This window comes from Telluria sp. LT2P80 (assembly GCF_059685955.1).
On the sequence record NZ_JCASIO010000003.1, the window covers coordinates 13367 to 39296 of the forward strand.

Annotated in this window: 22 protein-coding genes and 1 tRNA gene; 15 read left to right on the plus strand and 8 right to left on the minus strand. The window is 64.8% G+C overall.

The window, feature by feature from the left end; genetic code table 11:
- Nucleotides 1-99 precede the first annotated feature (99 nt).
- The 9 genes from fdnG to AC56LW_RS09410 all read left to right on the plus strand — a co-directional run bounded on the left by fdnG (nucleotide 100) and on the right by AC56LW_RS09410 (nucleotide 10310).
- Nucleotides 100-3174 carry a formate dehydrogenase-N subunit alpha gene (fdnG, locus tag AC56LW_RS09370; protein ID WP_499633730.1) on the plus strand — a complete coding sequence of 1025 codons (3075 nt, stop codon included), beginning with the start codon at nucleotides 100-102 and terminating at the stop codon, nucleotides 3172-3174.
- Between the two features lie 3 nt (nucleotides 3175-3177).
- The gene (fdxH, locus tag AC56LW_RS09375; RefSeq protein ID WP_499633732.1) at nucleotides 3178-4107 is read left to right on the plus strand and encodes a formate dehydrogenase subunit beta; all 930 of its coding nucleotides are present in this window, start codon (nucleotides 3178-3180) and stop codon (nucleotides 4105-4107) included.
- A gap of 10 nt (nucleotides 4108-4117) precedes the next feature.
- The gene (locus tag AC56LW_RS09380; RefSeq protein WP_332532100.1) at nucleotides 4118-4747 is read left to right on the plus strand and encodes a formate dehydrogenase subunit gamma; all 630 of its coding nucleotides are present in this window, start codon (nucleotides 4118-4120) and stop codon (nucleotides 4745-4747) included.
- Between the two features lie 145 nt (nucleotides 4748-4892).
- Nucleotides 4893-5924: a formate dehydrogenase accessory protein FdhE gene (gene fdhE / locus AC56LW_RS09385; protein ID WP_499633735.1), complete on the plus strand. Its 1032-nt coding sequence runs from the start codon at nucleotides 4893-4895 to the stop codon at nucleotides 5922-5924.
- Nucleotides 5925-5926: 2 nt separating this feature from the next.
- Nucleotides 5927-7384 carry an L-seryl-tRNA(Sec) selenium transferase gene (gene selA / locus AC56LW_RS09390; RefSeq protein ID WP_499633737.1) on the plus strand — a complete coding sequence of 486 codons (1458 nt, stop codon included), beginning with the start codon at nucleotides 5927-5929 and terminating at the stop codon, nucleotides 7382-7384.
- A complete protein-coding gene (gene selB, locus AC56LW_RS09395; RefSeq protein WP_499633739.1) occupies nucleotides 7381-9300 on the plus strand; it encodes a selenocysteine-specific translation elongation factor in 1920 nt (639 codons plus the stop codon). Before selA ends, selB begins: the two co-directional genes overlap by 4 nt.
- Nucleotides 9301-9343: 43 nt before the next feature.
- Nucleotides 9344-9439, plus strand: a tRNA-Sec gene (locus AC56LW_RS09400).
- 41 nt (nucleotides 9440-9480) lie between these two features.
- A complete protein-coding gene (locus AC56LW_RS09405) occupies nucleotides 9481-9927 on the plus strand; it encodes a glycine cleavage system protein H (protein ID WP_499633741.1) in 447 nt (148 codons plus the stop codon).
- Complete coding sequence (locus AC56LW_RS09410) at nucleotides 9924-10310, plus strand: DsrE family protein (RefSeq protein WP_499633743.1); 387 nt, start codon at nucleotides 9924-9926, stop codon at nucleotides 10308-10310. Before AC56LW_RS09405 ends, AC56LW_RS09410 begins: the two co-directional genes overlap by 4 nt.
- 310 nt (nucleotides 10311-10620) lie before the next feature.
- On the opposite strand, the gene AC56LW_RS09415 is transcribed toward AC56LW_RS09410, so the two are convergent.
- On the minus strand, nucleotides 10621-13851 hold the full coding sequence (locus AC56LW_RS09415; protein WP_499633745.1) for a di-heme oxidoredictase family protein: 3231 nt from the start codon (nucleotides 13849-13851) through the stop codon (nucleotides 10621-10623).
- Nucleotides 13852-14157: 306 nt separating this feature from the next.
- Between AC56LW_RS09415 and AC56LW_RS09420 the strand changes: the two genes are divergently transcribed.
- The 3 genes from AC56LW_RS09420 to AC56LW_RS09430 all read left to right on the plus strand — a co-directional run bounded on the left by AC56LW_RS09420 (nucleotide 14158) and on the right by AC56LW_RS09430 (nucleotide 17603).
- Nucleotides 14158-14856, plus strand: coding sequence for a hypothetical protein (locus AC56LW_RS09420; RefSeq protein WP_499633747.1), 699 nt, complete (start codon nucleotides 14158-14160; stop codon nucleotides 14854-14856).
- Nucleotides 14857-14988: 132 nt separating this feature from the next.
- A complete protein-coding gene (cyoE, locus tag AC56LW_RS09425; protein WP_499633749.1) occupies nucleotides 14989-15951 on the plus strand; it encodes a heme o synthase in 963 nt (320 codons plus the stop codon).
- Nucleotides 15952-16046: 95 nt separating this feature from the next.
- On the plus strand, nucleotides 16047-17603 hold the full coding sequence (locus AC56LW_RS09430; RefSeq protein ID WP_499633750.1) for an alpha,alpha-trehalose-phosphate synthase (UDP-forming): 1557 nt from the start codon (nucleotides 16047-16049) through the stop codon (nucleotides 17601-17603).
- 35 nt (nucleotides 17604-17638) lie between these two features.
- Here AC56LW_RS09430 and AC56LW_RS09435 read toward each other — a convergent pair whose 3' ends face one another.
- Genes AC56LW_RS09435 through AC56LW_RS09450 form a run of 4 tightly spaced genes read right to left on the minus strand, consistent with a single transcriptional unit; the run spans nucleotide 17639 to nucleotide 20742 of the window.
- Entirely contained in the window at nucleotides 17639-18352 is a 714-nt protein-coding gene (locus tag AC56LW_RS09435; RefSeq protein ID WP_499633752.1) for a glycosyltransferase family 2 protein, read from the minus strand.
- Nucleotides 18349-18984, minus strand: a complete 636-nt coding sequence (locus tag AC56LW_RS09440) for a class I SAM-dependent DNA methyltransferase (RefSeq protein ID WP_499633754.1) — start codon at nucleotides 18982-18984, stop codon at nucleotides 18349-18351. The genes AC56LW_RS09435 and AC56LW_RS09440 overlap by 4 nt, the downstream gene beginning before the upstream one ends.
- Nucleotides 18956-19729 carry a PIG-L deacetylase family protein gene (locus AC56LW_RS09445; protein WP_499633756.1) on the minus strand — a complete coding sequence of 258 codons (774 nt, stop codon included), beginning with the start codon at nucleotides 19727-19729 and terminating at the stop codon, nucleotides 18956-18958. The genes AC56LW_RS09440 and AC56LW_RS09445 overlap by 29 nt, the downstream gene beginning before the upstream one ends.
- Nucleotides 19717-20742 (minus strand): acyl-CoA dehydrogenase family protein, encoded by a 1026-nt coding sequence (locus AC56LW_RS09450; protein ID WP_499633758.1) that lies wholly within the window; start codon nucleotides 20740-20742, stop codon nucleotides 19717-19719. Before AC56LW_RS09450 ends, AC56LW_RS09445 begins: the two co-directional genes overlap by 13 nt.
- A 176-nt stretch (nucleotides 20743-20918) precedes the next feature.
- Here AC56LW_RS09450 and AC56LW_RS09455 point away from each other — a divergent pair, with 176 nt between their 5' ends.
- Complete coding sequence (locus AC56LW_RS09455; RefSeq protein ID WP_499633760.1) at nucleotides 20919-21377, plus strand: DUF2721 domain-containing protein; 459 nt, start codon at nucleotides 20919-20921, stop codon at nucleotides 21375-21377.
- A 130-nt stretch (nucleotides 21378-21507) separates the two neighbouring features.
- Here AC56LW_RS09455 and AC56LW_RS09460 read toward each other — a convergent pair whose 3' ends face one another.
- On the minus strand, nucleotides 21508-21888 hold the full coding sequence (locus AC56LW_RS09460; RefSeq protein WP_332532083.1) for a translational machinery protein: 381 nt from the start codon (nucleotides 21886-21888) through the stop codon (nucleotides 21508-21510).
- Nucleotides 21889-22068: 180 nt separating this feature from the next.
- Between AC56LW_RS09460 and AC56LW_RS09465 the strand changes: the two genes are divergently transcribed.
- Nucleotides 22069-22482 carry an Rrf2 family transcriptional regulator gene (locus tag AC56LW_RS09465; protein WP_332532082.1) on the plus strand — a complete coding sequence of 138 codons (414 nt, stop codon included), beginning with the start codon at nucleotides 22069-22071 and terminating at the stop codon, nucleotides 22480-22482.
- Here the strand turns inward: AC56LW_RS09465 and AC56LW_RS09470 are convergent.
- On the minus strand, nucleotides 22460-23422 hold the full coding sequence (locus AC56LW_RS09470) for a LysR family transcriptional regulator (RefSeq protein ID WP_499633762.1): 963 nt from the start codon (nucleotides 23420-23422) through the stop codon (nucleotides 22460-22462). The genes AC56LW_RS09465 and AC56LW_RS09470 overlap by 23 nt on opposite strands.
- A gap of 98 nt (nucleotides 23423-23520) precedes the next feature.
- Here AC56LW_RS09470 and AC56LW_RS09475 point away from each other — a divergent pair, with 98 nt between their 5' ends.
- Nucleotides 23521-24771, plus strand: coding sequence for an SGNH/GDSL hydrolase family protein (locus tag AC56LW_RS09475; RefSeq protein ID WP_499633764.1), 1251 nt, complete (start codon nucleotides 23521-23523; stop codon nucleotides 24769-24771).
- A 10-nt stretch (nucleotides 24772-24781) separates the two neighbouring features.
- Here the strand turns inward: AC56LW_RS09475 and AC56LW_RS09480 are convergent, their stop codons facing one another.
- Nucleotides 24782-25792: a tyrosine-type recombinase/integrase gene (locus tag AC56LW_RS09480; RefSeq protein ID WP_499633766.1), complete on the minus strand. Its 1011-nt coding sequence runs from the start codon at nucleotides 25790-25792 to the stop codon at nucleotides 24782-24784.
- Nucleotides 25793-25930: the final 138 nt, after the last annotated feature.

Sequence of the window (25930 nt, forward strand, 5' to 3'; positions counted from 1 at the left end):
GTGGCGTCGGTAACGGTCAGGATGGAAACAAAGCCAGGGCGACGACCCTGGCTGACCCCATTCTGATGTGCGCAATCCATTACTAGCAGGAGAATCTAGATGGGCATGAACAGAAGGCAGTTCCTCCGCGCAAGCGGTGCGGGACTCGCCGCCTCCACCATCGTCGCGCTCGGCTTCTCGCCGTTGCCGGCGATGGCAGAGACGCGGCACTATAAATTGGCGAAAGCCAAGGAGACGCGCAACACGTGTCCGTACTGCTCGGTGGGCTGCGGCCTGCTGATGTACAGTCTGGGCGACGGCGCAAAGAACGTCACCTCGGACATCATCCACATTGAAGGCGACCCGGATCACCCGGTCAATCGCGGTACGCTGTGCCCGAAAGGCGCCGGCTTGCTCGACTTCGTCCATTCGCCGAACCGTCTCAAGTTCCCGGAAATCCGTGAACCTGGCACCAACGAATGGAAACGCGTTTCGTGGGATGAGGCGATGACGCGCCTGGCCGGCCTGATGAAGGCTGACCGCGATGCGAACTTCATTCCGACCAACGCCGAAGGCCAGCTGGTCAATCGCTGGACGAGCACGGGTATGCTGTGCGCGTCCGCGTCGAGCAACGAAACGGGCTACATCACGCACAAAGCGATGCGTTCGATGGGCATGCTCGTATTCGATAACCAGGCTCGCGTTTGACACGGACCTACGGTGGCCGGTCTGGCCCCGACGTTCGGACGAGGAGCGATGACCAACCATTGGGTTGACATCAAGAATGCCGATGTTGTACTGATCATGGGCGGCAATGCCGCTGAAGCACACCCATGCGGTTTTAAATGGGTTATTGAAGCAAAGCATCACAATAAAGCCAAGCTGGTCGTGGTCGACCCGCGCTTTACGCGTTCGGCCGCCATGAGCGACTATTACGCACCGATCCGCGCTGGCTCGGACATCGCCTTCCTGGGCGGCGTCCTGAACTATCTGCTGACCAACAACAAGATCCAGACCGAATACGTCCGGAGCTACACCAACGCCCCGTTCATCGTGAACGAAGGCTTTGACTTCCAGGATGGCCTGTTCTCGGGCTACGACGAAGCCAAGCGTCGCTACAGCAATGAAAGCTGGGGCTACGAAATGGGTGATGACGGTTACGCCAAGGTCGATCCGACCATGGAACACCCGCGCTGCGTGCTGCAAGTGATGAAGCGCCACTATTCGCGCTACACCCCTGAGCAGGTCAGCAAGATCACCGGTACCCCGGTCAAGCAATTCCTGAAGGTCTGCGAATACATCGCGTCGACTGCCCAGCCGGGCCGTGCGATGACGATCCTGTACGCACTGGGCTGGACCCAGCACAGCCAGGGTAGCCAGATCATCCGTACTGGCGCGATCATGCAGCTGCTGCTGGGTAACGTCGGTATCGCCGGCGGTGGCCTGAATGCACTGCGCGGTCACTCGAACATCCAGGGTCTGACCGACCTGGGTCTGCTGTCGAACTCGCTGCCAGGCTATCTGTCGCTGGCAACGGATAAAGAGCAGGACCTCGAGACCTACTACAAGCCGCGCGCACTGAAGCCTCTGCGTCCAAACCAGATGAGCTACTGGCAGAACTATCCCAAGTTCTTCGTCAGCCTGCAAAAAGCCTGGTGGGGCGATGCCGCGACCAAAGAGAACAACTGGGCCTTCGACTACTTGCCGAAAATCGACAAGCTGTACGACGTGCTGCAGGCGTTTGAGCTGATGGGTCAAGGTAAATTGAACGGTTACATCTGCCAGGGTTTCAACCCGGTCGGATCGTTCCCGAACAAGAAGAAGATCATCGCCGGTCTGTCGAAGCTGAAGTTCCTGGTGACGATGGATCCGCTGAACACCGAAACGTCCGAGTTCTGGAAGAACTTCGGCGAGTCGAACGACGTCGATCCAAGCAAGATCCAGACGACCGTGTTCCGCCTGCCGACCACGTGCTTCGCCGAGGAAGACGGTTCGCTGTCGAACTCGAGCCGCTGGCTGCAGTGGCACTGGAAGGGCGCCGAAGCGCCGTACGAGTGCAAGCCGGACATCGAGATCATCGCCGACCTGTTCTCGCGCATGAAGAACCTCTATCTGAAAGATGGCGGTGCATTCTCGGATCCGATCACCAAGCTGTCATGGCCGTACAAGATTCCGCACAGCCCGTCTCCCGAAGAGCTGGCCAAGGAGTTCAACGGCAAGGCGCTGGCCGATATCTATGACGCAAAAGATCCGACCAAGCTGATCCTGAAGGCAGGCGAGCAGGTGCCGGGCTTCGGCGTGCTGCGCGACGATGGCAGCACGGCCAGCGGTTGCTGGATCTATGCCGGCGCCTGGACGCAGGCCGGTAACCAGATGGCGCGTCGCGACAACGCTGACCCGTACAACATCGGCCAGACGCTGGGTTGGGCCTGGGCCTGGCCGGCGAACCGCCGTGTGTTGTACAACGGCGCCTCGGCCGATCCGAAGACGGGCAAGCCGTGGAACCCTGCGCTGAACCTGATCTCGTGGAACGGTACGGCGTGGAGTGGTTCGGATATTCCGGACATCCGTCCTGACGCCGATCCGGCCGAAGAAAACCGTACGCAACCGTTCATCATGACGTCCGAAGGCGTGGCGCGTCTGTTTGCTCCGACCGGCATGGCCGAAGGTCCGCTGCCGGAGCACTACGAGCCGTTCGAGTCGCCGTTCCCGGTCAATCCGATGCACCCGAAAAACCCGCTTGCCCGCGCCAATCCGGCGGCCCGCGTGTTCAAGGGCGACATGGAAGCGTTCGGTACGGCCAAGGACTTCCCGTACGTCGCGACCAGCTACCGCTTGACCGAGCACTTTCACTACTGGACCAAGAACGTTGTCTCCAACGCGATTATCCAGCCACAGCAGTTCGTGGAAATCGGTGAAGCGCTGGCCAAGGCCAAGGGCATCACGAATGGCGATATGGTCAAGGTGTCGTCGATGCGGGGCTTCATCAAGGCCAAGTGCCTGGTGACCAAGCGCATTCCGCAACTCGATTGCGATGGCATGAAGGTCGATACAGTGGGTCTGCCGAACCACTGGGGCTTTGTCGGTGTGACCAAGCCGGGCTTCCTGGTCAATACGCTGACCCCATTCGTGGGCGATGCGAATACCCAGACCCCGGAATACAAGTCGTTCCTGGTCAATATCGAAAGGGTCTAAACAATGTCTTCATTACAATCTCTCGATATTGCGGCGCGTTCGGCGACCACCACGCAGTCTCCGGTGGCCCGTACGCACAAGCCCGAAGTGGCCAAGCTGATCGACGTGTCCAGCTGCATCGGCTGCAAGGCATGCCAGGTGGCGTGCATGCAGTGGAACGATCTGCGCGATGAAATCGGCGAAAACCACGGTACCTACGACAACCCGATCGACCTGACGCCACAGTCGTGGACCGTCATGAAGTTCTCGGAAGTCGTGACCAAGTCCGAGGAAGAGGGCGATCGTCTGGAGTGGCTGATCCGCAAGGACGGCTGCATGCACTGCGACGAGCCAGGCTGCCTGAAGGCCTGCCCGGCCCCGGGCGCGATCGTCAAGTACACGAACGGTATCGTTGATTTCATCAGCGAGAACTGCATCGGTTGCGGCTATTGCGTCGCCGGTTGCCCGTTCGACGTGCCACGCATCAGCAAGGTGGACTCGAAGGCCTATAAATGCTCACTGTGCGCCGACCGCGTGGCAGTGAACATGGAACCGGCCTGCGTGAAGATCTGTCCGACTGGCGCCATCCGTTTTGGCACCAAGGAAGACATGATCGAATACGCGGGTGACCGCGTGGTCGACCTGAAGGAACGTGGTTACAAGAACGCCGGTTTGTACAACCCGGCTGGTGTGGGCGGCACGCACGTGATGTACGTGCTGCAGCACGCGGACAAGCCGAACCTGTATGCCGGTCTGCCCGAGAATCCGACCATCAGCCCGACCGTGGCGCTGTGGAAGGGTATCGCCAAGCCGCTGGGTGTGGCTGCGATGGTCGGTGCTGCTGTGGCCGGCTTTTTCCACTACATGAAGGTCGGCCCGATCGAGACGCACCACGACGAACCCGATGTTCAGCCGACGCCTGGTCCCGACCAGCGCGACGACGAACGGGTATAAGGAGAAGACCATGTTTATCACTCGCTATCGCGACATGACGCGCATGAACCACTGGGCCGTGGCCCTGTTGTTCATCTGCGCCGGATTGACTGGCCTTGCCCTGTTCCATCCGTCGATGTACTTCTTCTCCACGCTGTTTGGTGGTGGACAGTGGACGCGTATCCTGCATCCATTCTTCGGCTTGCTGATGGTGCTGGGTTTCGTGTTCCTGTTCTTTGCCGTGGTACGTGACAACTTTTGGACCAAGACCGATACGGCCTGGGTCAAGAAGGCGCCGGAACTCCTCAAGGGTAACGAGCACGCGATGCCGCCTGTACACAAGTACAATGCGGGCCAGAAAGCCGTGTTCTGGATCTTTGCCGTGAGCCTGGTGCTGCTGTTGATCACCGGCTTCATGTTCTGGCAACCATGGTTCGCGGACTTCTTCCCGATTCCGCTGCGTCGTTTCGCGATGCTGGTGCACGCGGCTGCGGCCCTGGCACTGGTGCTGAGCGTGATCATGCACGTGTACGCCGCCATCTGGGTCAAGGGCTCGTTCCGCGCCATGACCCGTGGCACGGTGCACGAGGACTGGGCCAAGGCGCACCACCCGCTGTGGTACAAGGAAGTGGCAGAGGACGCCAAGCGCAACAAGCGCTAACGTAGTATTGTTCGGCTAAGCTGGCTGTCGAGACCGTCGTTTCCGCCACCGCGGGAACGACGGTCTTTCCACTAACGGGGGCAGTAAATGGGCCCCGGCCGATCGGATTGACCATCGCAAGAACCGAATAGGAAGCATCCTTTCCATGAGCATTACCAAAGCCTCAAAGCTGCTCAGCCCCGAAGAAATCGCTGTCCGGGCTGGCGAGCAAATGCCGTATATCCAACTCCCGGTGCGCCGCGAGTTGTTCTCCGCCCGTGCCACCCGTCTGCGCCAGCTGGCGCCGGGGCACGCGATGCATGACTTCTTGCTGTTTGCCGCCGAACTGGCCGCCGTGCAGCACGACGTGTTGCAGGATTACCCGACCGTCACGCTGCCGACGCTGGACGACCTGGCCGCCGCCGCGCGCGCCGCCCAGGCACCAGTGCCGGCGCCGCTGTGGCCGCGCGATCCGGTCTGGCGTAGCGCAATGCGCCGCATGCTGGAGCTGCTGGTCCCGCGTCTGGCGGGCAGCCCGGCGCAAGCCGCCGTGCAGGCCTTGCTGGCCGCCGGTGACGACCATCTCGAAGGCCAGGCCGAACTGCTGCTGCAGGGCGCGGCGGGCCTGGACATGAGCGCCGCACCGCTGGTAGCGGCCGGTCTGCAGGTGTACTGGACGAATATGGTCCTGGCGATCCAGGAAGCGTATGGCGCCGCGCGCCAGCAGCCGTACGGCCGCACGCTCGACATGACGACCTGCCCGTGCTGCGGCAGCCTGCCAACGTCGTCGATCACGCGCGTTGACCAGACCGGCAGCAACTTCCGCTATCTGCACTGCTCGCTGTGCTCCGCGCAGTGGCACATGGTGCGGGTCAAGTGCAGCCACTGCGAAAGCACCAAGGGCATCCACTACCATTCACTCGAAGCGCTGGCCACGGATGGCGCGGTGCAGGATGCGTCGCAGGCGTCGGTGCAAGCCGAAACGTGCGACGAGTGCCATCACTACATCAAGATCGTGCGCATGGAGCGTGAGCTCAATGTCGATCCGGTGGCGGACGACCTGGCGTCGCTGACGCTGGACATCCTGGTGTCCGAAGCGGGCTACGAGGCGCATGGCGTGAACCTGCTGCTGCTGTCGGGCGGCGAGGAAGCACCGGGCGAACCGGCCATCGCACCACCATCGAACCGGAGTAATTGATCATGTCGCTCAACGAGTCCGTGGTCCACGGCTCGAAGGCGACAGTCAAGGAGTTGCCTTCGATCGATAAACTGCTGCGCTTGCCATCAGTGCAGGCGCAGCTGTCTGCCCACGGCCACACGCTGGTCGCCGGGCAGGCACGCGCACTGGTCGACGACCTGCGCGCACAGGCGCTGTCCGGCGTGCTTGCGGCAAGCGCAGTAACGCCCGATGCACTGGGCGGGGCGCTGGCCGAGCGCATCGCTGCGCGCATTGCGCCGCGCATGCGCCGCGTGATCAACCTGACCGGTACGGTCATCCATACCAATCTGGGCCGCTCCGTGCTGCCGGACGTGGCGATCCGCCACCTGACGGCCATGATGGCCGGCCCGAACAATCTCGAATACAACCTCGACAGCGGCTCACGGGGCGATCGCGACAGCATCGTCGAAGGCTTGCTGTGCGAAATCACCGGCGCCGAAGCGGCGACGGTCGTCAACAACAACGCTGCGGCGGTATTGCTGTCGCTGGCCGCGCTGAGCGGCGGGCGCGAAGCGATCATCTCGCGCGGCGAACTGGTGGAAATCGGTGGCGCGTTCCGCATGCCGGACGTGATGGACAGCGCCGGCGCGCGCATGGTCGAAGTGGGCACCACCAACCGCACGCACCTGGCGGACTACGAACGCGCGATCACCGAGCGCACGGCGATGCTGATCAAGGTCCACACCAGCAACTACATGGTGCAGGGCTTTACCAGTGCGGTGACTGAAGCCGAACTGGCGCCATTGGCCCGCGCCCGCGGCGTGGCGCTGGTGTCGGACCTGGGCAGCGGCTCGCTGATCGACATGGGCAAGTACGGCTTGCCGCAGGAACCGACGCCGCAGCAGATGCTGGCGGATGGCTGCGACGTGGTCATGTTCTCGGGCGACAAATTGCTGGGCGGCCCGCAGGCGGGCCTGATCGTCGGCACGCGCGAACACATCGGGCGCATCCGCAAGTTTCCGATGAAGCGCGCGCTGCGGCTCTCCAAGCTGCCGCTGGCGGCGCTGGAAGCGACCTTGCAGCTGTACCTGCAACCCGAACTCCTCGTGCGCGAATTGCCGACGCTGCGCTGGCTGACCCGCACGCAGGAGCAGGTGGCGGTGGCCGCAAACGCGATCCTGGAGCCGCTGCGCGCTGCGCTGGCGCCGCGCTATACGGTCACGCTCGAACCGATGCTGAGCCAGATCGGCTCGGGCTCGCTGCCGATCGACCGTCTGCCATCGTGCGGGCTGGCGATCGCGCCGGTCTTGTCCGGCAAACGTGGCATGGGCACCGCGCTCGACGCGCTGTCGGACGCGCTGCGCGGCTTGCCGGCGCCTATCATCGGCCGCATTGCCGACGACCGGGTGCTGCTCGATTGCCGCTGCGTCGACGATCCGGGCGAGGTCATCAATCAACTGGCCGGCCTGCGCCTGGCCATCATCGGAGAAGCCCCATGATTGTCGGCACTGCAGGCCACATCGACCACGGCAAGACCGCGCTGGTGCGTGCGCTGACGGGCATCGACGCCGACCGGCTGCCGGAAGAAAAACGGCGCGGCATCACCATCGAACTCGGTTACGCCTGGATGCTGCTGGAAGACGGTCGCCGCATCGGTTTTGTCGACGTGCCGGGCCACGAAAAACTGGTGCGCACGATGGTGGCCGGCGCCAGCGGCATCGACTTCGGCTTGCTGCTCATCGCAGCGGACGACGGCCCGATGCCGCAGACGATCGAGCACGCGACGATCCTGTCGCTGCTGGGCGTTCGCCGTGGCGCGGCCGTGATCACCAAGATCGACCGCGTGGACCCGGCGCGCGTCGCCGAGACCGAAGCCCGTGTACGTGCACTGCTGGCCAGCAGCGGGCTGGATGCGTATCCGGTGCTGCACGTTTCGAGCGTGCGCGGTGACGGTATCGACAACTTGCGCGCGGATCTGGTCGACGCGCTGGCGCACGCGCCAGGCGACGGCGTGGAGGGCGCGGGTTTCCGCATGGGCCTGGACCGTGCCTTCACGCTGGATGGCGTCGGCACCGTGGTCGCCGGCAGTGTCTCGGCGGGCGGCGTGACGATCGGCGACGCGTTGTCGCTGGCGGGCTCGCCGGACGACACCTACCGCGTGCGCAGCCTGCAGGTACACAGCCGCGCGGCGCAGGCTGCCCAGGCGGGCCAGCGCTGCGCCGTTGGCCTGGCGGGCCTGGAACGCACGGATGAACTGCGTGGCCAGGTGCTGTGCGATCCGGCCATTGCGCTCACCACGCAGCGGATCGATGTCTGGCTGCAGGTCGCCGCCACCGAAGACAAGGCGCTGCGCTCGGGTACGCTCGTGCATCTGCACGCGGCCACCCAGGATTGCCTGGCGACGGTGGCCGTGCTGGGCCAGCCGTCCATCGCCCCGGGTGCCGGCGCGCCGGCCCAGCTGGTGCTGCACAAGCCGGCCAACGTCTGGCATGGCGACCGTTTCATCCTGCGCGACGCGTCGGCGGTGCGCACGGTGGCCGGTGGCCAGGTGCTCGATCCACTGGGCCCGATCCGTTACCGGCAGACGCCCGAGCGCCTCGCGTATCTGGATACCCAGCGCGCGATTGATCCGCTGACCCGCCTGCAGGGCGCGCTGGCGCAGGCGCAGTACGGCGTCAATGGCGCCACCTGGCTGCGCAGCAGTGGCCTGGCGCGCTGGCCGTTCGATCTGGCAAGCGTGCCCGACATCGTCGTGGGCGCTGGCGGCGAGTGGCTGATCGCCCGCGCGCGCCTGAATGAAGCGCAGGCCGGCCTGCTGGCGGCCTTGCGCGATTTCCACGACAAGTATCCCGATGAAATCGGCCCCGACGTACAGCGCGCGCGCCGTCTGGCCGCGCCGCGCATGCCCGAGGCCCTTTGGCTGCAGCTCACAAGCCACATGATCGAGGCCGGCGTGCTCGCGCGCCGGAATGGCTTCCTGCATTTGCCGGAGCACGGCGTGGCCTTGCGCGCGGCCGAACAGATCGTGGCCGAGCACGCGCTGCCGATGCTGCGCGAAGGGCGCTTCGATCCGCCATGGGTGCGCGATATCGCGTTGCAGGCACGGTTGCCCGAAGCGCAGGTCCGCCAGGTGCTGGGCCGCATGGCGCGCGGGGGCGACGTGTACCAGGTGGTCAAGGATTTGTTCTATCACCCGGCCGTGATGCACGAACTGGCGGCGCTGGCGCGCAAGCTCGCTGCGGAAGAAGCCGGTGGCCAGGTTACGGCCGCGCGTTTTCGCGACCTGACGGGCCTGGGGCGCAAGCGCGCGATCCAGATCCTGGAGTTCTTCGATCGCATCGGATTGCTGCGCCGCGTGGGCGACGCGCATCTGCTGCGGCCGGGAACGTTGCTGTTTTCAGAGAAAACGCTGTGACCCTGACGCAATTTTCCAGTACAAGGTAAAATCCCGGCTCAACGGAAGGAAATCGTCCCTGGTGGGGCGGCTGGGCTTCAAACCCAGTTGGTGGCGCCATGCGTCGCCGGGTGGGTTCGACTCCCGCATCCTTCCGCCATCCTTTCTGTTGCTGTTGCTGTTCCTGTTCTTCACACTCCTATGATCATCCTCGGCTTCGACTATCCGGACGACTGCTATTTCGACCTCGACAACGATATGTGGTGCCGCCCGGTGGGTGACGGCCGCATGCAGGTGGGCGTGAGCGCGTTCGGTGTCCAGATCAGCGGCAACCATTTCTATATGTGCCGGCCCAAGCCGGTGGGGAACGAGGTCGAGCAGGGCAAGACGGTGGGTGTCGTTGAGCTGAGCAAGACGGTCGTGACGATCAAGACGCCAGTCTCCGGGACGATCGTCGAGATCAACACGGCGCTCGAGGAAACGCCCGAACTGATCCATCAGGACCCGTACGGTGCCGGCTGGATTTCCGTGATCCAGGCCACCAACTGGGAACGCGACCGCGCGCAGCTGGCGCATGGCGCCGACCTCGTTGAGCAGGCCGAGCGGCGCATGCGGCTCGAGCCGGTCGATGACTGGATCAAGCCGTGAATCCAGCCCAGGCGGGTCTGGCGATCATGGTCTGGTCGTGCGACCTGACCCGGCCCGAAGCGTTGACGACGCCGTTCATGACGGCGCAGGCCGCAGCGGCGCTCGACATGCCCGTCAAGATGTTGTTCACGAACCAGTCGGTCGCGTGGCTGCTGCGCGAACATAGCGCACGTCTGACCGGCTTCGGTGCTGACCGCTGGACGGTTGCGCGGCACCTGGATGCGACGGTTGAGCTGGGCGTTGAGATCCGCGCCTGCAGCCAGGCGCTCAGCGCACTTGGCGCGGACCTCGCTGCCCTGGTGCCACAATGCGCTGGTGTCGAGGGCATGGTGACGTTCGTCGAGCAGGGCAGCGCGCCCGGTTGGCGCATGCTGGTGTTTTAAGCCTACGCGTCCAGAATTCTCGCTCAGATAACACAGCCGGGGTCAGGTCTGACATTCGGACACGGCCTCAGCCTGAGCCACGTCCAATCGTGTATCGACCAGCCTTAGCATAGCCCGGAGTCAGCTCGTTTCGACTATCTGGCTGTCGAGTTCGTGTCCGAATGTCAGACCTGACCCCGGCTTTCGATCTGGCTGTCGAGTTCGTGTCCGAATGTCAGACCTGACCCCGGCTTTCGGAGTGCAGAATACGCCAGCCAAAAAAAAAGCGCCGGGCTACGAACCCGGCGCTTCCGTCAGACTGGCACGAACGTTACAACGAGCGCAGGAACGCCAGCAACGCCTCGCGTTCCACCGTCGCCAGTTTCTCGAAGCGCTTGCGTGCGGCGGCGGCTTCGCCGTCGTGCCACAGGATCGCTTCGCTCAGGGTGCGTGCGCGGCCGTCATGCAGGTAGCCGACCTTGCCATCCTTGCCCATCACCTTGTCGCTGTAACCGATGCCCCACAGCGGCGCGGTGCGCCACATGCTGCCGGTGGCCTGGCCCTCGACGTAGTTGTCTGCCAGCCCCGGCCCCATATCGTGCAGCAGCAGGTCGGTGTACGGCCGGATGGTCTGGTCGCGCAGCTCCGCGAACTGGTGCTTTGCCCCGGTCTTCATCGACGCCGTGTGGCAGGCCACGCAGCGCATCGTTTCGAACAGCTTCTGGCCCGTGGCAACCTGGCGTGTGTCGACCCGGTGCTCGTCAAGTGGCGCGACGCCTTTCGGGAACCCGCTGGCCAGGCTGCGCTGGGCCGGTACGGCCAGCAGCGCCAGGTAGTTCGAGATCGACTGCAGCTCCGCGTCCGAGATTCCGCGCTGGCGGGGCGCCGTGGCGCATGCGGCCGGGTTGGCGTCGCAAGACAGGCTAGGGTAGACGGGCGACGTCACCGCCATGTCGGCCAGCAGCGCCGACGCGGCCTGGTGGCGTAGCGTGGCCTTCGACGCTTTCCAGCCGAAGCGGCCCAGGCGCACGGCGCCGGTTTCGGGATCGAACACGAAGTTGGCCGTACCGCGCACGCCGTCGCCGTCCGGGCTCGAGCGCACCCGCGCCAGGATGTCGGCTTCGGGAATCGCCTCGAGCAGACCGGTGCCGATCATCGGCTGGGCCGCACGCAGCGAGACGGTCTCCGGCACCGGGCCATCGAATGCGATTTTGGGCTTGCGCAGTTCGACGTTCGTGCCGTCCGCCAGCTGGACCACGCGGGTGTCGAAGCCGGTCACGCGCACGCCGGTGCCCCAGTTCTGCGGGGTGCCGTTGCCGGAGACCGCATTCATCTGCACCGTGGTGCCATAGGTCGGATGCGGCAGTTGCTGGCCCTGCGGACCAACGCGCGCCACGCGCACTGCCATGCCATCGAGGCGCTGGTTGATCGCCGCCGGAGCCGGGCTGCGGCCATTGCCGACGTGGCAGGCGATACAAGCCGACTGGTTGAAGCGGCCGCCCTGCAGACCCACTGCCGCAGCGTAGCGGTCGTTGCCTGGTTCATTGTGCTCACCGGTGGTGAAGTTGGTGTGCAGCAGGCGCCGGCCTTCGACGAAGCGCTGCATGTTCCGCATGCCGACGTTGTTGTGCGGCTGCTGGAACATGAACAGGCCATTGTCGCTGTAGTTGTACGACACCGAGCCCAGGCCGCCCGACAGTACGTCGTCCGGCAGCGGCACCGAGTTCAGGCGCGGCTGCACGCCGTACCATGGGCGCAGGCCCTGGCCGACGACGTAGCTCCATTCCTGCGAGTAGTAGCGGATGCCGCCCGTGTCACCCAGCGCGCCCAGTGCCTCGCGCGTGGTGAAGTACGATGGCGAGACTTCGATGATGTCGCCCTTGACGAGCGGCCGGCCCGGCACGCTGCGGCCGGTCCTGAAGCCGTCGCTATTGAGCTCGCTGTGGCCCGGGTAGTCCTTGACCAGCAAGGTGCAGCCGCCATTGATGCCGTTGGCGCTGGCCAGCCGGTTATTCTGCGGATAGGGCGTCGGCTTGCAGATCGGGATATCGTTGTTGACCAGTTCGCCGGGCCGCATCCAGCCGTAGCCGGTCGAATGCGGCTCGTCAAACTGGCGGAAGAAGGCGACGCCGCCCTTGAGGAAGTCGATCGTCGTGTACTGATTCACGACCAGCATCGGTTGCGTGACGCCCGCAACACGGCTGTTGTCGATGATCTCGACGCCCCAGGTACGGTTCTTGTGATACTGCGGCACGAACGTCAGGTAGTTGCCCGGGCCCTTGTCAACGGGCAGGCCGCTGGCCGGATCGATCGTGTCGTTCGGGCCGTAGCCGATCTCGTTCCACTCTTCGCCGCGCTCGCGGCCATGGCGCGCCAGGCCACGGGCGCCGAAGCGCGTCACCAGCGTGCCGTCCGCCAGCGTAAATTGCAGCGATTCGATCGGCTCGGCCGTGCCCGGCAGTGGGCTCAGGGCGGCGCCATTGGCCGGGAATGCCACGGCCGACGTCGGTGCATCGGGCAGCGTGTTGTCGCTGCCCGGCGTCTTGAACTTGACTTCAAACAGCGAGTAACCGTATTGCGTCGCGCGCGCGACACCCTGCAGGCGCAGGTAACGGGCGCGAAAACCCAGATTGAAGAATTCCTCGACGCCACCTTTACCGGTGCCGACATGGCGCAACTGCGTCCATGCAACGCCGTCGTTCGATGTGAGCACCGTATACACCTTGCCGTACGATTGTTCCCAGTTCAGCTTCATGTAGCCGATTGCGGCAGGCGCGCCGAAATCGAAATTGATCCAGGCGCCGTCCTCGGGCCGGCTCGACCAGCGCGTACCCGGCTTGCCGTCGATGGCCATGCCGGCCGCCATGCCGCCGTTCTCCGGCGTCGACGACGTCGCAGCGACTGGCTTGATGGCGACGCCGGGACGGGTCAGGTCAACGGGCAGTTCCGGCGCCGGCTGGCTGGGGCTGGGCGTCGGTGCTGCCGGGGTGCCGGCAAACGCCTGGAGTTCGAGGATCGAATAGCCATACTGGCCGGCGCGCTTGACGCCCTTCATGCGCAGGTAGCGGCCCTGGCCATTCAGTCCCGTGAAATCCTCCGTACCCCCGACACTGTCTGTGACGCTCTTGATCGTGGTCCAGCTGCCGCCGTCTTCGGACACCTGCAACAGATAGGCGCTCGCGTGGGCGGCTTCCCAGTCGATGCGCACACGGGTGATCGTCTGTGTCACACCGTAGTCGAGGGTCAACGATTCATCGTCAGTGAAGCGGCTGCCCCAGCGGGTCGTGTTGTCGTGGTCGATCGCCGCCGGGCCGTCGAGATCAGGCCGCTCGGCCGAGCTGGCCTGGGCCTTGACCGGAGTCAGCGCGGTCTCGGTGCTGGCGGACACGCCGGTCACGGTCCTGAACAGGCTGGCGCTGGCGTTCTGCATGACGGCAACAGGCGACTCCGCCGTGCCGCCGCCGCAACCCGCCAGCAGTAGCGGGAGCAGCAGGATGGGTGCAAGTGGCACGCGGGGCATGCGGATGCGGCGTGACGACTGCCCGCGAGGCAGTTGATCCATGGTGAAACTCCTTCGTATGAACGTCGATGGGCGAACTTCAACACTACTTTCCGCATGCCCCGACCATCTACGCCGACCGGGATCGTTATAATTGCTCTATAGCAATTATTGACCATAAGGTAACCGACCGGTTGAAGACGTGTCAAGGAATCTGCGCCGATGTGACAGTTCCACGCCTGTCGTCTCCAATAAATACCGTCTAGGCCCGTCGCATTTCTCCAAAAACCAATCGTGCGCGACCTGCCAATTCGTACAATTGCGAATTAGCCCGTTCAACTGGGCAACACTTTTGTAAGCGGAGAGACGATGGGGCGATTATTTTCATGGGCGAAGGCGCGTCCGGCGCAGTGGGCGCTGCTGGCAGCACTTGTGGCCTGTTACCCCGCGAGCCTGCTCCTGCCGCTTTCATGGGGCCGTGAAGCCGGCGTTCTGGAGAACCTGCAGGTGCTGGTGTTGCTGAGTGGCTTCGTGCTGGCAGTGGTCGTCTTCATGCGGCGTCGCCCGGAACGCACGGCGATGCTGGCGCTGTGGGCCGCGCCCGTCTGGTTGCTGCTGGCGGGCCGTGAGCTCAGCTGGGGCCGCGCCTGGCGCGCCGTGCCCGGGTTCGATGCGGCGGGCAGGGCGCTGCCACCGGAGCCGCTGTGGTTCCAGCCGCTGGTCTGGCCCGGCGCGGCGTTGCTCATCGGCTGGCTTGTCTACAGCGCATGGCATTACCGCATCGACGAGGTGGTGCGCGTGGCGTTCGTGCGCAGCGCGCCCTGGCTGCTGCTGTTCGTGGCGCTTGGCGCCGCCGTGGGGTCGACCTGCGCCGAGGGGCATATGTCATGCCATATCGATTTGATCGCGTCACGGTCACAGGTCTTCGAAGAACTGGTCGAGCTGCTGGCCTACGTGGCGCTGTGCAGTCTGCAAGCGGTTGTCCTGCGACACCGGGTGCCGGCCCTGGGTCCACGCCATGAGCACGGCGTCGATGCGCGCGCTGCTCGCGCAAAAGAGGTGCGCTGAACCGGTTTTGCTGGTGGCGCGCATGTGGCTCGCTTGGCAAGTAGGACAAATTGCCCGTTGGTCGCGCCGCCGTTTTCCTCTAGCATGATGGGTTCTGTGAAATGACCACCTGCCTGCAGCGGTCGCCCGATCATGTCGAATTCAAAAGTTGTCGAAATTCCGCCGGCCGCCCTGGCCATTCCCGATGTCGTTACTGGCACCCCGCCCGCTGGTGGCCTGGCGCAGCGCGCCGGCCAGTACTGGGCGCTGACCAAACCGCGCGTGACGCTGCTGACCGTGTTCTGCGCGGTGATCGGCAGCCTGCTGGCCACCGATGGCGCACCCGCCTGGTCCGTGTTGCTCTACAGCGCTGCCGGCATCTGGCTGCTCGCCGGCGCCGCCTTCGCCGTCAATTGTCTGCTGGAAGCGCAGGTCGATGCGCGGATGACCCGCACGGCGCGCCGGGCCACCGCGCGCGGCGACCTGGGGCCAGCCCAGACGGTCGTGTTTTCGCTGGTGCTGGGCGGCGCCGGCGCGGCCTTGTTGTACACGCAGGTCAATCCGCTGACGATGTGGCTGACACTGGCCACGTTTGTCGGCTACGCCTTCATCTATACCTTGCTGCTGAAACCGGCCACGCCGCAGAACATCGTGATTGGCGGGTTTGCGGGCGCCATGCCGCCGGCGCTCGGCTGGGCGGCGGTGGCCAATGGCGTACCGCTCGAGGCATGGTTGCTGGTGCTGATTATCTTCCTGTGGACGCCGCCGCATTTCTGGGCGCTGGCGATGGCGCGGCGCGACGACTACGCGCGCTCCGGCCTGCCGATGCTGCCGATCACCCACGGCATGGCCCACACGGGCCAGCAGGTATGGCGCTACAGCGTGGCGCTGGCGGTCGGGACTGCGCTGCCATGGGCGGTGGGCATGAGCGGGCTGTTCTATCTGGCGTGCGCGTGCGCGCTGAACGCCGTGTTCCTGCGGCATGGCTGGCTGGTCCACAAGCATTACAGCGACGCGATCGCGCGCAAGGCATTCGCCTGGTCGATCGTGTATCTGGCGCTGCTGTTCGGCGCGCTGCTGGCCGACCATTACCTGACCTTGCTGATGGCGGTTTGAGCCACATTGGGTTCGTCAACGAACAGAAGCGGAGAACGCTAACATCTTAAGCTGTTCCCATGACAGCTCGATACCACTCCGCCCCCACGACGAGGATGCGCAGCAATCCGGCGCCTCTACCCCTTCCAACCTTTCCGGGCGAGCGCCGCAAGATCGCGCGCCCCACAGCCTTGCTGCCCGAGGACGTGCGCGACAGCGCCGACCTGGCCCGCCTGATTGAACAACTTGGCTGTGGCGACGACCTGATCGTCGTTTCCAACCGCGCGCCGTGCGTGCATTCGCAGACTGGTGACGGCGTCAATGCCCAACGGCCCGCCGGCGGCCTGGTGACGGCGCTCGAAGCCGTGCTGTCCAAAGAAGGCGGCTGCTGGATCGCCCATGGCAGCGGCACGGCCGACCGTGCCACGGTCGACGCCAACGACCATGTCCTGCCCGAGCATCTCGATGCGCCGTACCGGCTGCGCCGCCTGTGGCTCAGCGATGCCGAAGTGGCCGGCTACTACGATGGCCTGGCCAACGAGGCGTTGTGGCCGTTGTGCCACCGTACGGGCGTCGCGCCGACCTTCCGCCTCGACGACTGGTCGCATTACGTCGCCGTCAACCGCCGCTTTGCCGACGCTGTGATTGCCGAAGCCGCAAGCGAGCGGCCGGTGGTGCTGGTGCAGGATTACCACCTGGCGCTGGTGCCGCACATGGTGCGCGAGCGGTTGCCGGACGCCGTCATCATCCTGTTCTGGCACATTCCTTTCCCCACCCCGCAGTTACTGGCCACGTTCCCATGGGCGCAGCAGATGATGGCGGGCTTGCTGGCCAGCACCGTGATGGGCCTGCAAACGCCGGCCGATCTGACCAACTTCAGCCTGGCGCGTGCTGCCATTCCCGGGGCCCAAGGCCGCGGCGCGGCACACGCCGGCGCCTATCCGATCTCGATCGCGTGGCCGGCGAGGAATGATGTGGCCACACCTGGCGTGCGTGACGCGGTGGGCAGCCAGTTCGGCATCGCGCCAGGCGTACGGCTGCTGGTCGGTGTCGATCGCATGGATTACACGAAAGGCCTGAGTGAGCGCCTGCAGGCGTTCGAGCTGCTGCTGGAGCGGCGGCCCGACTTGCGCGGGCAAGTAACGCTGCTGCAGATCGGCGCACCATGCCGCTCGGCGCTGCCCGCCTACCAAACGATCACGCGCGACGTGGGTGCGCTCACGCAGCGGATCAACGCACGCTTTGGCATGGACAACTGGCAGCCGGTCGTGCTGCACGCGCACAGCGCGGATGCAGCCACCGTGACCGCGTGCTACCGCGCGGCCGACGTGTGCCTGGTCACGAGTCTGCATGACGGGATGAATCTGGTGGCGAAGGAATTCGTGGCGGCCCGCACCGACCTGCGCGGCGCGCTGGTGCTGAGCAGCCAGGCCGGCGCGGCCGCTGAACTGCACCAAGCGCTGATCGTCGACCCACGCGACATCGCGGGCATGGCGCGCGCCATTGAACGTGCGCTGGACATGCCGCCGGATGAGCAGACCCGGCGCCTGCGCGCGATGCGCGGCGTCGTCAGTCAATACACGGTGTTCCGCTGGGCGGCGCAGCTGCTGGTGGATGGGATGCGCATCGCTGCGGCGCGAAGGATGGTTCGCAGCCACGTTCATGTAACGTAATCTGGCGGGGCGTCGCTTGCCGTCCCCGACGACGCTCAAGTCGTCGTCAGGGGCACTTCCATCTCGCACGTCACGGCCAGCAAGGTGTCGCCGAAGCCGCCGCGTGCCCGGGCATCGAGCCTGGCGCTGGTGAACACGCGCGGCAGCGCGCTCCAGGCGAAGCGGGCGCCCGACAGTTCCAGCGCCCGCACCAGCAGCACGTCTTCATGGCAGGCCACTGCCGCAAAACCCCCGGCCGCCTGGTAGGCCAGTGCGCACACGCCCAGGTTCGCCCCGTGAATGTGACGGTGATCTTCGCGGTCGTGGTAGGTGCGGGCGAAATGCTCGCGCAGCAGTTGCGCCTTGTCCGCATGGGGCGACCAGTCGTCGACCGCCACCGAGCCACAGACGACATCGGCGCCCAGCGTGACCTGCACGGCCAGCCATTGCGGCGAGACGCGCGTGTCGGCATCGGTGAACGCAAGCCAGCGCGCCTCTGCTGCAATCAGGTGCAGCGCGCCGGCAGCACGCGCGCTGCCCACCTGGCGCGCGGAGATCTCCAAAGCGTCGAGCCGGCAACCGGCCAGCGCGAATGCCGTCTGCCATTCGCGCACGATAGCGCCTGTGCCGTCGTCGCAGGCATCGAGCACGACGCACACGATGACGGGTTCGCCGGCCAGTTGCGGATGCGTCGCTGCCCGCAGGACGGCCTGCAGGCAGGCGCCCAGGCACGCTTCTTCGTTATGGGCGGGGATGGCGACGCCGATCATGCGCGTTCTCCCTGTACTCCCTGTAGCGGCGCCACGGGGCGCCAGACGTCGAGCACGAACGCCTCGTCGCGATGGTGCAGCGAGCGGCGCAGGCCGGGCAGCGCATCGGCGAGATCGTGCACGGTCGCCGTCGGCGTGATGCGGTCGTCGAAGTCGTGGAGGTAGTGGCACAGCACGAGTTCACCGTCCGGCGCCAGGTTGGCCGCAGCACCCGCCAGCATCGAGGCGATCGCGTCTTCGTCGAAGTAATAAAGCAGTTCGCTAAGCACGATCAGGTCGAAGGTGTCGTCCAGTGGCCAGTCGGCCGGCAGGCGGCGCGCCTCGAAGTGGATGCCGCGCGTGGCAGCGTCGGGGACGCGGCGCCGTGCGGCGTCCAGCGCACTGGTGGCGCCGTCGCACGCCAGCAGGCGGTCGCAACGTTCGGCCAGCGCCACGCTCATTTCACCGTTGCCGCAGCCAGGCTCGAACGCGCTGCGGTAACGCGGCTTGCCCAGGCTGGCGAGCAGGATCGCGCGTTTGCGCTGTTCATACCAGGCGCCGCGCACGTCCCAGGGATCGTCGGATGCGGCGTAGAGAGTTTCGAAATGGGCCAGAGGTTGGGCGTCACGCATGATCAGGGAAGTAAATTTCAAAAGGATGCAGGACGCGTTCCATGGCAAACGCGGGCAGGATGGGCGCTGCGCCGCTGCTGGCGTCGCCCTCGATCTGGCTGTGGAAGCACCCGAGGGCGGCGCGCTTGTGCGCCAGAACGTCAGCCGGGACCGGCAATTTGCGCGCCTGGTTCATGGGCATTGCGCCGTCGCCCGGCGCACTCCAGTGCCAGCCCCAGACCGGCGCCTGCAGCACGCGGACACCGCACTGGTGCGCGATGGCACTGCAGGCCAGCGCCGTCGATTCGTGGTCCGGGTGGCCGTCGAAGCGCCAGGTCGTGATGACGATATCGCCCGGCGTGATGATTGCGGCCAGCTGGCGCTCGAGTTTGGGCGCGGCCGCCGTGACGCCGCCGTCCGGGATATGCAGGCGCAGCACGCGGCTGGCGTCGATGCCCAGGTGGGCCAGGGCGGCATTGGTTTCGTCGGTCCGTGCCTGGCGCAGGCGTTCGGGCGGCCACGCAGGCGAGCCGGGATGGCTGGCTTCACCATCGGTGACGGCCACGATCAGCGGTGCGTCGCCCCGCGCGGCGACCAGTTGCAGCAAGGCGCCGCAGGTCAGGATTTCGTCATCGGGATGGGGCGCGACCACGACGACGCGCGTGCCCGGCGGGATCAGCGCATCCAGCGTAATCTGCGGAACGGCGGCCAGCGCAGCATCGCGCGCCCAATCGTCCGCTGCCGGGCCGGTGCCCCCAATATGACGTGATCTATTCACAAGGTCCATGGTGCATCCTCCAGCGCAGTGACGAGCTTGCCGACGGCTTCCAGGTCGCGCTCCGCATGGCTCTGGCGCATGAAGACCGGCAGGTCCGCATACAGTTGTGCGAGCGCGGCATCCTTGCACAGCGGACCGGCGCCCAGTGCGCGGCCAACGGCATGCAAGACCGTGTTGGCCGTCGCTTCAACACTCAGGCGGACTGTCATCGCCGTGCCCATGGCGTTCGCGTCCGGTGCGCTGTCGATGGCTGCCGCAGCCTCGCGGATCAGCGCGGCGCAGCCTTGCAGTGCGACCGAGACCTCGCCAAGTTGTGCCAGGCGATGGGGATCGCTGCGCTCGGCCAGCCGTTCACGCAGCGCATCGGCCAGACGCGTGGCAGCGCCGAACCAGCATGCGGCCACGCCTGCGCCGCCGTGCCAGAAACCAGCCCGCTCAACATAGAAGCCCGGACCAGCCAGTGGCGTGGCCACGGCATCATCGAACCAGACGTCGACGCTCACCGTGGCGCGCATGCCCACCGCGTTCCAGCCGTCGTCGGTAACACGCACGCCCCGCTGGCGCAGGTCGACTGCCGCCAGCATCGGGGCCCCAGCGTCATCCCAGCAACTGACCACCGCATGCGTGACGCCATGCGCCCCCGAGCACCAGGCCTTGCGACCGCGCAGAACATGGCGGTGATCGACGGCCAGCAGAGCCAGGCGCGCATCGGGTGGTTCCGCACACCAGGTGCCCCAGGTAGCTTGCGGGGTGTCGGCCAGCGCGTGCGCCTGTGCTTCGTGCAGGATGGCCAGCGCATCCGTGTGACCTTCAAACACCTTCGCCAGGGGCAGGTCATGCGCGCCAACGGCGGCGAGCGCCTGCCAGCGGGCGAGCGTCGCACCGTGGCCGGGCAATGGCAGGCGTGCATGGCCAGCGCGCACGAGTTCGCCCAGCGCCTCGGTCGGGGGCATGCCGGCAAGGCTGGTCAAGCTGCTGCGCAGGGTGGTCAGTGCAGGGACGGTTGAAACAGGATTCTGCATGGCGATGTGTTTTTATGGCAACGATCTGATCCTAGCAGGCGAGGGGCGATTTCGCCTGTTCGCCATATCACACAGTCATGCACTATTCAGTCGGCGTGGCGTCCATCCGACACGCGTGCTTTGCATTCTGTTGCTGCTACACTTCTGCCATCTTCCTTCTCACGGACAGCGTTGCAATGAACTTCCAGCTCGGCGATATCGGTCAGGTCATTCAGTTGGCAATCGCGCCCGTATTTCTGCTCGCTGGTGTCAGCATCCTGCTGATCGTACTGACCAACCGGCTTGGCCGCATCATCGATCAGATGCGCTTGCTGGAAGAGCGCGCCATCAAGTGCGTCGACGCCGAGTGTGTGGCTGCGCTGAGCGGTCTGCACCGCCGCTCCAACCTGATCAACATCGCCATTGCCGCCAGCACGCTGTGCGGCCTGCTGATCTGTCTCGTGATCGCAATGCTGTTTCTCGGCGACGCCACCGGCCTGCCGCTCGTCCATCTGATTGCTGCCAGTTTCATCGGCGCGATGCTGGCCCTGACGACCAGCTTCATCTGCCTGATGCGCGAGGTCTCGATGTCGTACCGACTGATGCGCGAGCAGCAGCTGATGGCGATGGCCATGTGCGCGGGGCGTGCGGTCTGACCGTCAGGCAGTAGGGCGCCCGAATTGATACTGCTAAAGTTGCGGTTTAAGCGCAGGCGTCAAAAAAACCCGCTATGCCATGACGGCAAGCGGGTCGGCAGCGCGCTGGCGCTGAAAGACTGTCAGCGAATTACTGCATGCCGCCGCTGCTGATGAAATGCTCGCGTGCGTAGGCCAGCAACTGGCCTTCCGATGGATGATCCACGGTTTCGACAGACTTGATCTTGTCGGCAATCGCCGGCATCTTGCTCGTCAGGTAGCTCACGAACGCGGTTTTTTCTTCGGCTGGGCCCACGACCAGGATCTGCTCGCTATCGGTCAGCGCAGCGGCGATGTCCTTGTAGAACAGCGTGTTGTCATCGCCGTTGACATGGTTGTCGCCGTGCTTCTGGTGCGGATGCGGGTGGGTCGAATGGGTTTTCATCGATTCGGATTCCGACGCATTCTTGTCGAAGTGGATGACTTGGGCTTTGGTGTGGTCGAGCCAGACGACAGCGTTATTCAGGGACATGGTTGCTTTCGTGATGTAGTGTGATTCGAGGATAGCGCATGTGCCCCGATGACTGGGTGCGTTACCACACGCAGGGCCAATGACAGGGCGCTAAACTGGAACTCGACGAATTGCATTCAAATGGCGATTATATCGATACTCCTGAAGTTTCGGTATCATTGCGTCAGGAGGATCACAACGATGAGAGCAGATTTCAGACTAGCGCGCATGCTGCACGTCCTGAGCCATATTCACGGTCGCACCAACACCACGAGTTCCGAGGAACTTGCGGTCATGCTCAACACCAATCCCGTGCTCGTGCGCCGGATGATGGGGGGACTGCGCGCCGCAGGGTATGTGACGTCGACGTCAGGGCGCAATGGCGGCTGGGTATTGGCGGTCGATCCCGACGCGATCACGGTGCTCGATGTGTATCAGGCGCTGGAAGAACCCGTGATCTTTGCAATCGGCGCGAATGTCGATCATCCGGGCTGCCCGCAGGAGCAAGCTATCAACGGGGCGCTCGAAGTGGCCATGGCCCAGGCCGCTGGCACACTGCTGCGTGAATTCGGGCAGGTACGCCTGTCGGCCTTCATTTCGCATACGGCGACGTGAAAAGGGCGTTTGTCTGATCGCTTGCCACCGGCGCTGGCACCGCTACATGAAACCCGCCCAGCTGCCGGAATTGTTCCACCGTGAAGTCGATGAACGTCTTCACGCGCAGCGGCTGGAAGCGGCGAGACGGCGTCAGCACGTACAAATCCTGGTGGCCGGCGGCCCAGCCTGGCAGCACCTGCACCAGCGCACCGCGCGCCAACAGATCGTGGATCAGCCAGTCGGGACAAACGGCAATGCCGCTGCCATGCACGACGGCTTCACGGATCGCCAGCGCGTTATTGACGCGGTACCGGCTGCGCACCGGGACCTGGATCGCTTGATCGCCGCGATGCAGTTCAATGTTAGTGCCGGGTGTCCACGCAAAGCGCACGAAGTCGTGGCCGTCCAGGTCGGCCGGCTGCCGTGGGACGCCGCGTTGTTGCAGATACGCGGGCGAGGCCGCCAGAAAGCGGGGGATCGTGGCCAGGTGGCGGCCGGTGACGTCCGGCGGCAGCGGTCCACCCAGCCGGAAAGCGATATCGACGCCTTCGGCGACCATGTCGATGTAGCGGTCGTCCAGTATCAGTTCGATCTCCACGGCCGGGTGCGCCGCAAGAAAACGCCCGACGATTGCGTTAAGTTGCAGCTGCCCCAGGCCGACCGGCGCATTGATGCGCAGGAGGCCCGAGAGTTGCCCTGCCATGCCCCGGACAGTACCGACGGCAGCGTCGAATCCGTCGAGCACCAGTCTGGCATCGAGATAGAACTGCCGCCCCTGTTCGGTCGGCGACAAGCCCCTGGTGCTGCGCTGGAACAGCCGTACGGCCAAGTGCTGCTCGAGCTGGGCCAGCAATTTGCTGACCGTCGGCTGCGTGGTCCCAAGATCGCGTGCTGCCGCCGACAAGCTGCCCAGCTCGAGTGTTCGTACAAAGGTGCGCATGGCCCGAAGGGTATCCATGGATATATTCTCGAATCGAATGAGTGATGTTCCAATTTACCATCTTCCTGCCGATATCCGAATGACCTACCGTGGGCCCATCATTTATAAGGGATCCCATGAACCATCACTTTCACACCGCAGCGATCTGGATCGCAATCACCCTCGCAGGCAACGCGCTGGCAGGAGAAGTACGCACGAACTGGGTGACGTCCTGGTATGCAGCATCCCAACCAGGCTGGGACAGCACGTTCGTCTTGCCGACGAACGTCCCTGCATTTCTGGAAGATGAAACCGTACGTGAGTACGTTCGCATCAGTGCTGGCGGAGATCGCATCAAACTGGTCTTCACCAACCGTTACGGCAAAGTCCCGCTCGACATCGGCGCGGTCAGCGTGATGACGCGGGCGGTGACGTTCGAAGGCATGCGGCATGTGATGATCCCGCCTGGCACGACGGTCACGAGTGACCCGATCACATTGCCCGTCAAGCCGCTGGCGCTGCTGCAGGTCACGACCTATCTGCCACGGCGCACCGCCATCACCGGGTTTCACTGGGGCGCGTCGCAACGTATCAGCATCGCTGCCGGCAACGCCAGGCAGGCGGCCGATTTCTCGAAGGCGGCGCGGGTGGAAGGGCGCCTGTTTCTCAGTGCCGTACTGGTCGATGCATTACCGGGTGGCCGCACCGTGGTGGCGCTGGGCGACTCCATTACCGACGGCAATGGGTCGACGCCGGATGCGGATCAGCGCTGGCCCGATTTCCTCGCGCGCCGACTGGCGCCGCATGGCATCGCCGTGGCCAATGCCGGCATTTCCGGCGCGCGGTTGCTGAAAGACGGCATGGGCGACAGCGCGCTGGCCCGGTTTGACCACGATGTGCTGGGTCAGCCCGGGGTGGCGGACGTGATTGTCCTGCTGGGTATCAACGATATCGGCTGGCCTGGCAGTCCATTCGCGCCGGCTGAACCGATGGTGACGCCCGACGAACTGACGGCGGGCTTTCGCCAGCTTGCGCTTGTCGCGCAGGCCAGGGGAATCCGGATCACGGTGGGCACGCTGCCACCGTTCGAGGGGGCGCTGGAGGGGACACCGTTTGCCGGGCATTACAGCCCGCAGAAAGAGGCATTGCGCATGCGCTTGAACGACTGGATTCGTGGCGCTGGCATATTCGATGCGGTGGTCGACTTCGACGCTGTGCTGCGCGATCCAGCGCGACCGCAGCGCATGCAGGCAGCGTTCGATTCGGGCGACCATCTGCATCCGGGCGATGCCGGGTACCGGAGAATGGCCGATGCCATTGATATTGGCGCCATCGTTGCGCGTGATCCGGGCGCTCGTCGTGAGGCTGCGTCGGCCCGGACAGAGTGAGCCGGTCGGATCAGCCCTTGTCGTCGGTGTGTTCGCCCGGATCCGGCTTGACGCGCGTGAGCTTGTAATCGGCCGCAGAGCGCTCGAGCGCCAGGCCGAGGACGTCCTTGAGGTCGTCAGGACTCGCGCCGTTGTCGAGTTGTTGCTTGGCGAACGTGTTGCGCAGCGTCCGCCCGCCGGAGCGCGCCAGATCCATCCCGGCGCGCTCGAATGTCGCGCGCATCTGCACGTAGACCGTTTTTCTCGTCATCCTGGCGCCGGCAGCATTGGCCGGGAAGACGAACTGGCCAGGGATGGCCAGCGTCTCGCGCTCGGCAAGCCACGGCAGCAGCTCATCGGCGCCGTCGCGGGGGAGGGTGATCGTGTGTTCGTGGCTGGTGTCATGCTTTTCGTCCGGCGTGATCGTCAGCACGATCGAGCCGTCGAGCGCCTGCTGGCGGCCGATCTCGGACATCAGCAAGCCGATCGCTTCCGACACGCGCAAGCCAGCCAGCGCGATGACGACCTGCATGGCACGGTCGCGTCGACGCTTCCAGCCCTCGAACGGGGTGCTGGTACGGCGCTTGGGCGCTTCGGCTGGCAAGGCCGCAAAGAACCGCACCAACTGCTCGTCGGACAATGTACGGCCGGCTTCATCGCGGGTCATATGGGCACGGTCGATGTGGAGGATGGCCAGCTGCGCAGGGTTGGGGTTGACGTCCAGGTGCTCGTAGCAGCGCTCCAGCAGGCGCAGGTAGCGGTAGGCGATCTTGCTGTTCAGGATGAGCTTTCCCTTGGTGGTGCGGCCGATGAAACGGGCCAGGTCAGTGTGGGTCACTGTGGAGAAGGTGAGGCCATTCTCGAACATCCAGCCTGCCACATTGGCGAACATGAAGTTGTAGATCTTGGCCGATGCCGCTGACGGAATGCGCAGCGTGCCATCGGCAGGCAGGCGACGGCCGGTTTCGGCGAATGCTGTCGTGGCGACGAATTGCCTGAATGCCTGGATGGGATCACGGTCCCATGAAGTTGGTGTGAGCATGGAAGATCAGGTTGGATGACGAAGCTGTAGAGTACCATAAAAAGGTAACTAACCAACATATGATTCGAGCAAAGCTACCATATCACGCTATTCGACTACATTTGAGACAGCAACTAAAAGGCAGTCTACAGAGGGGAG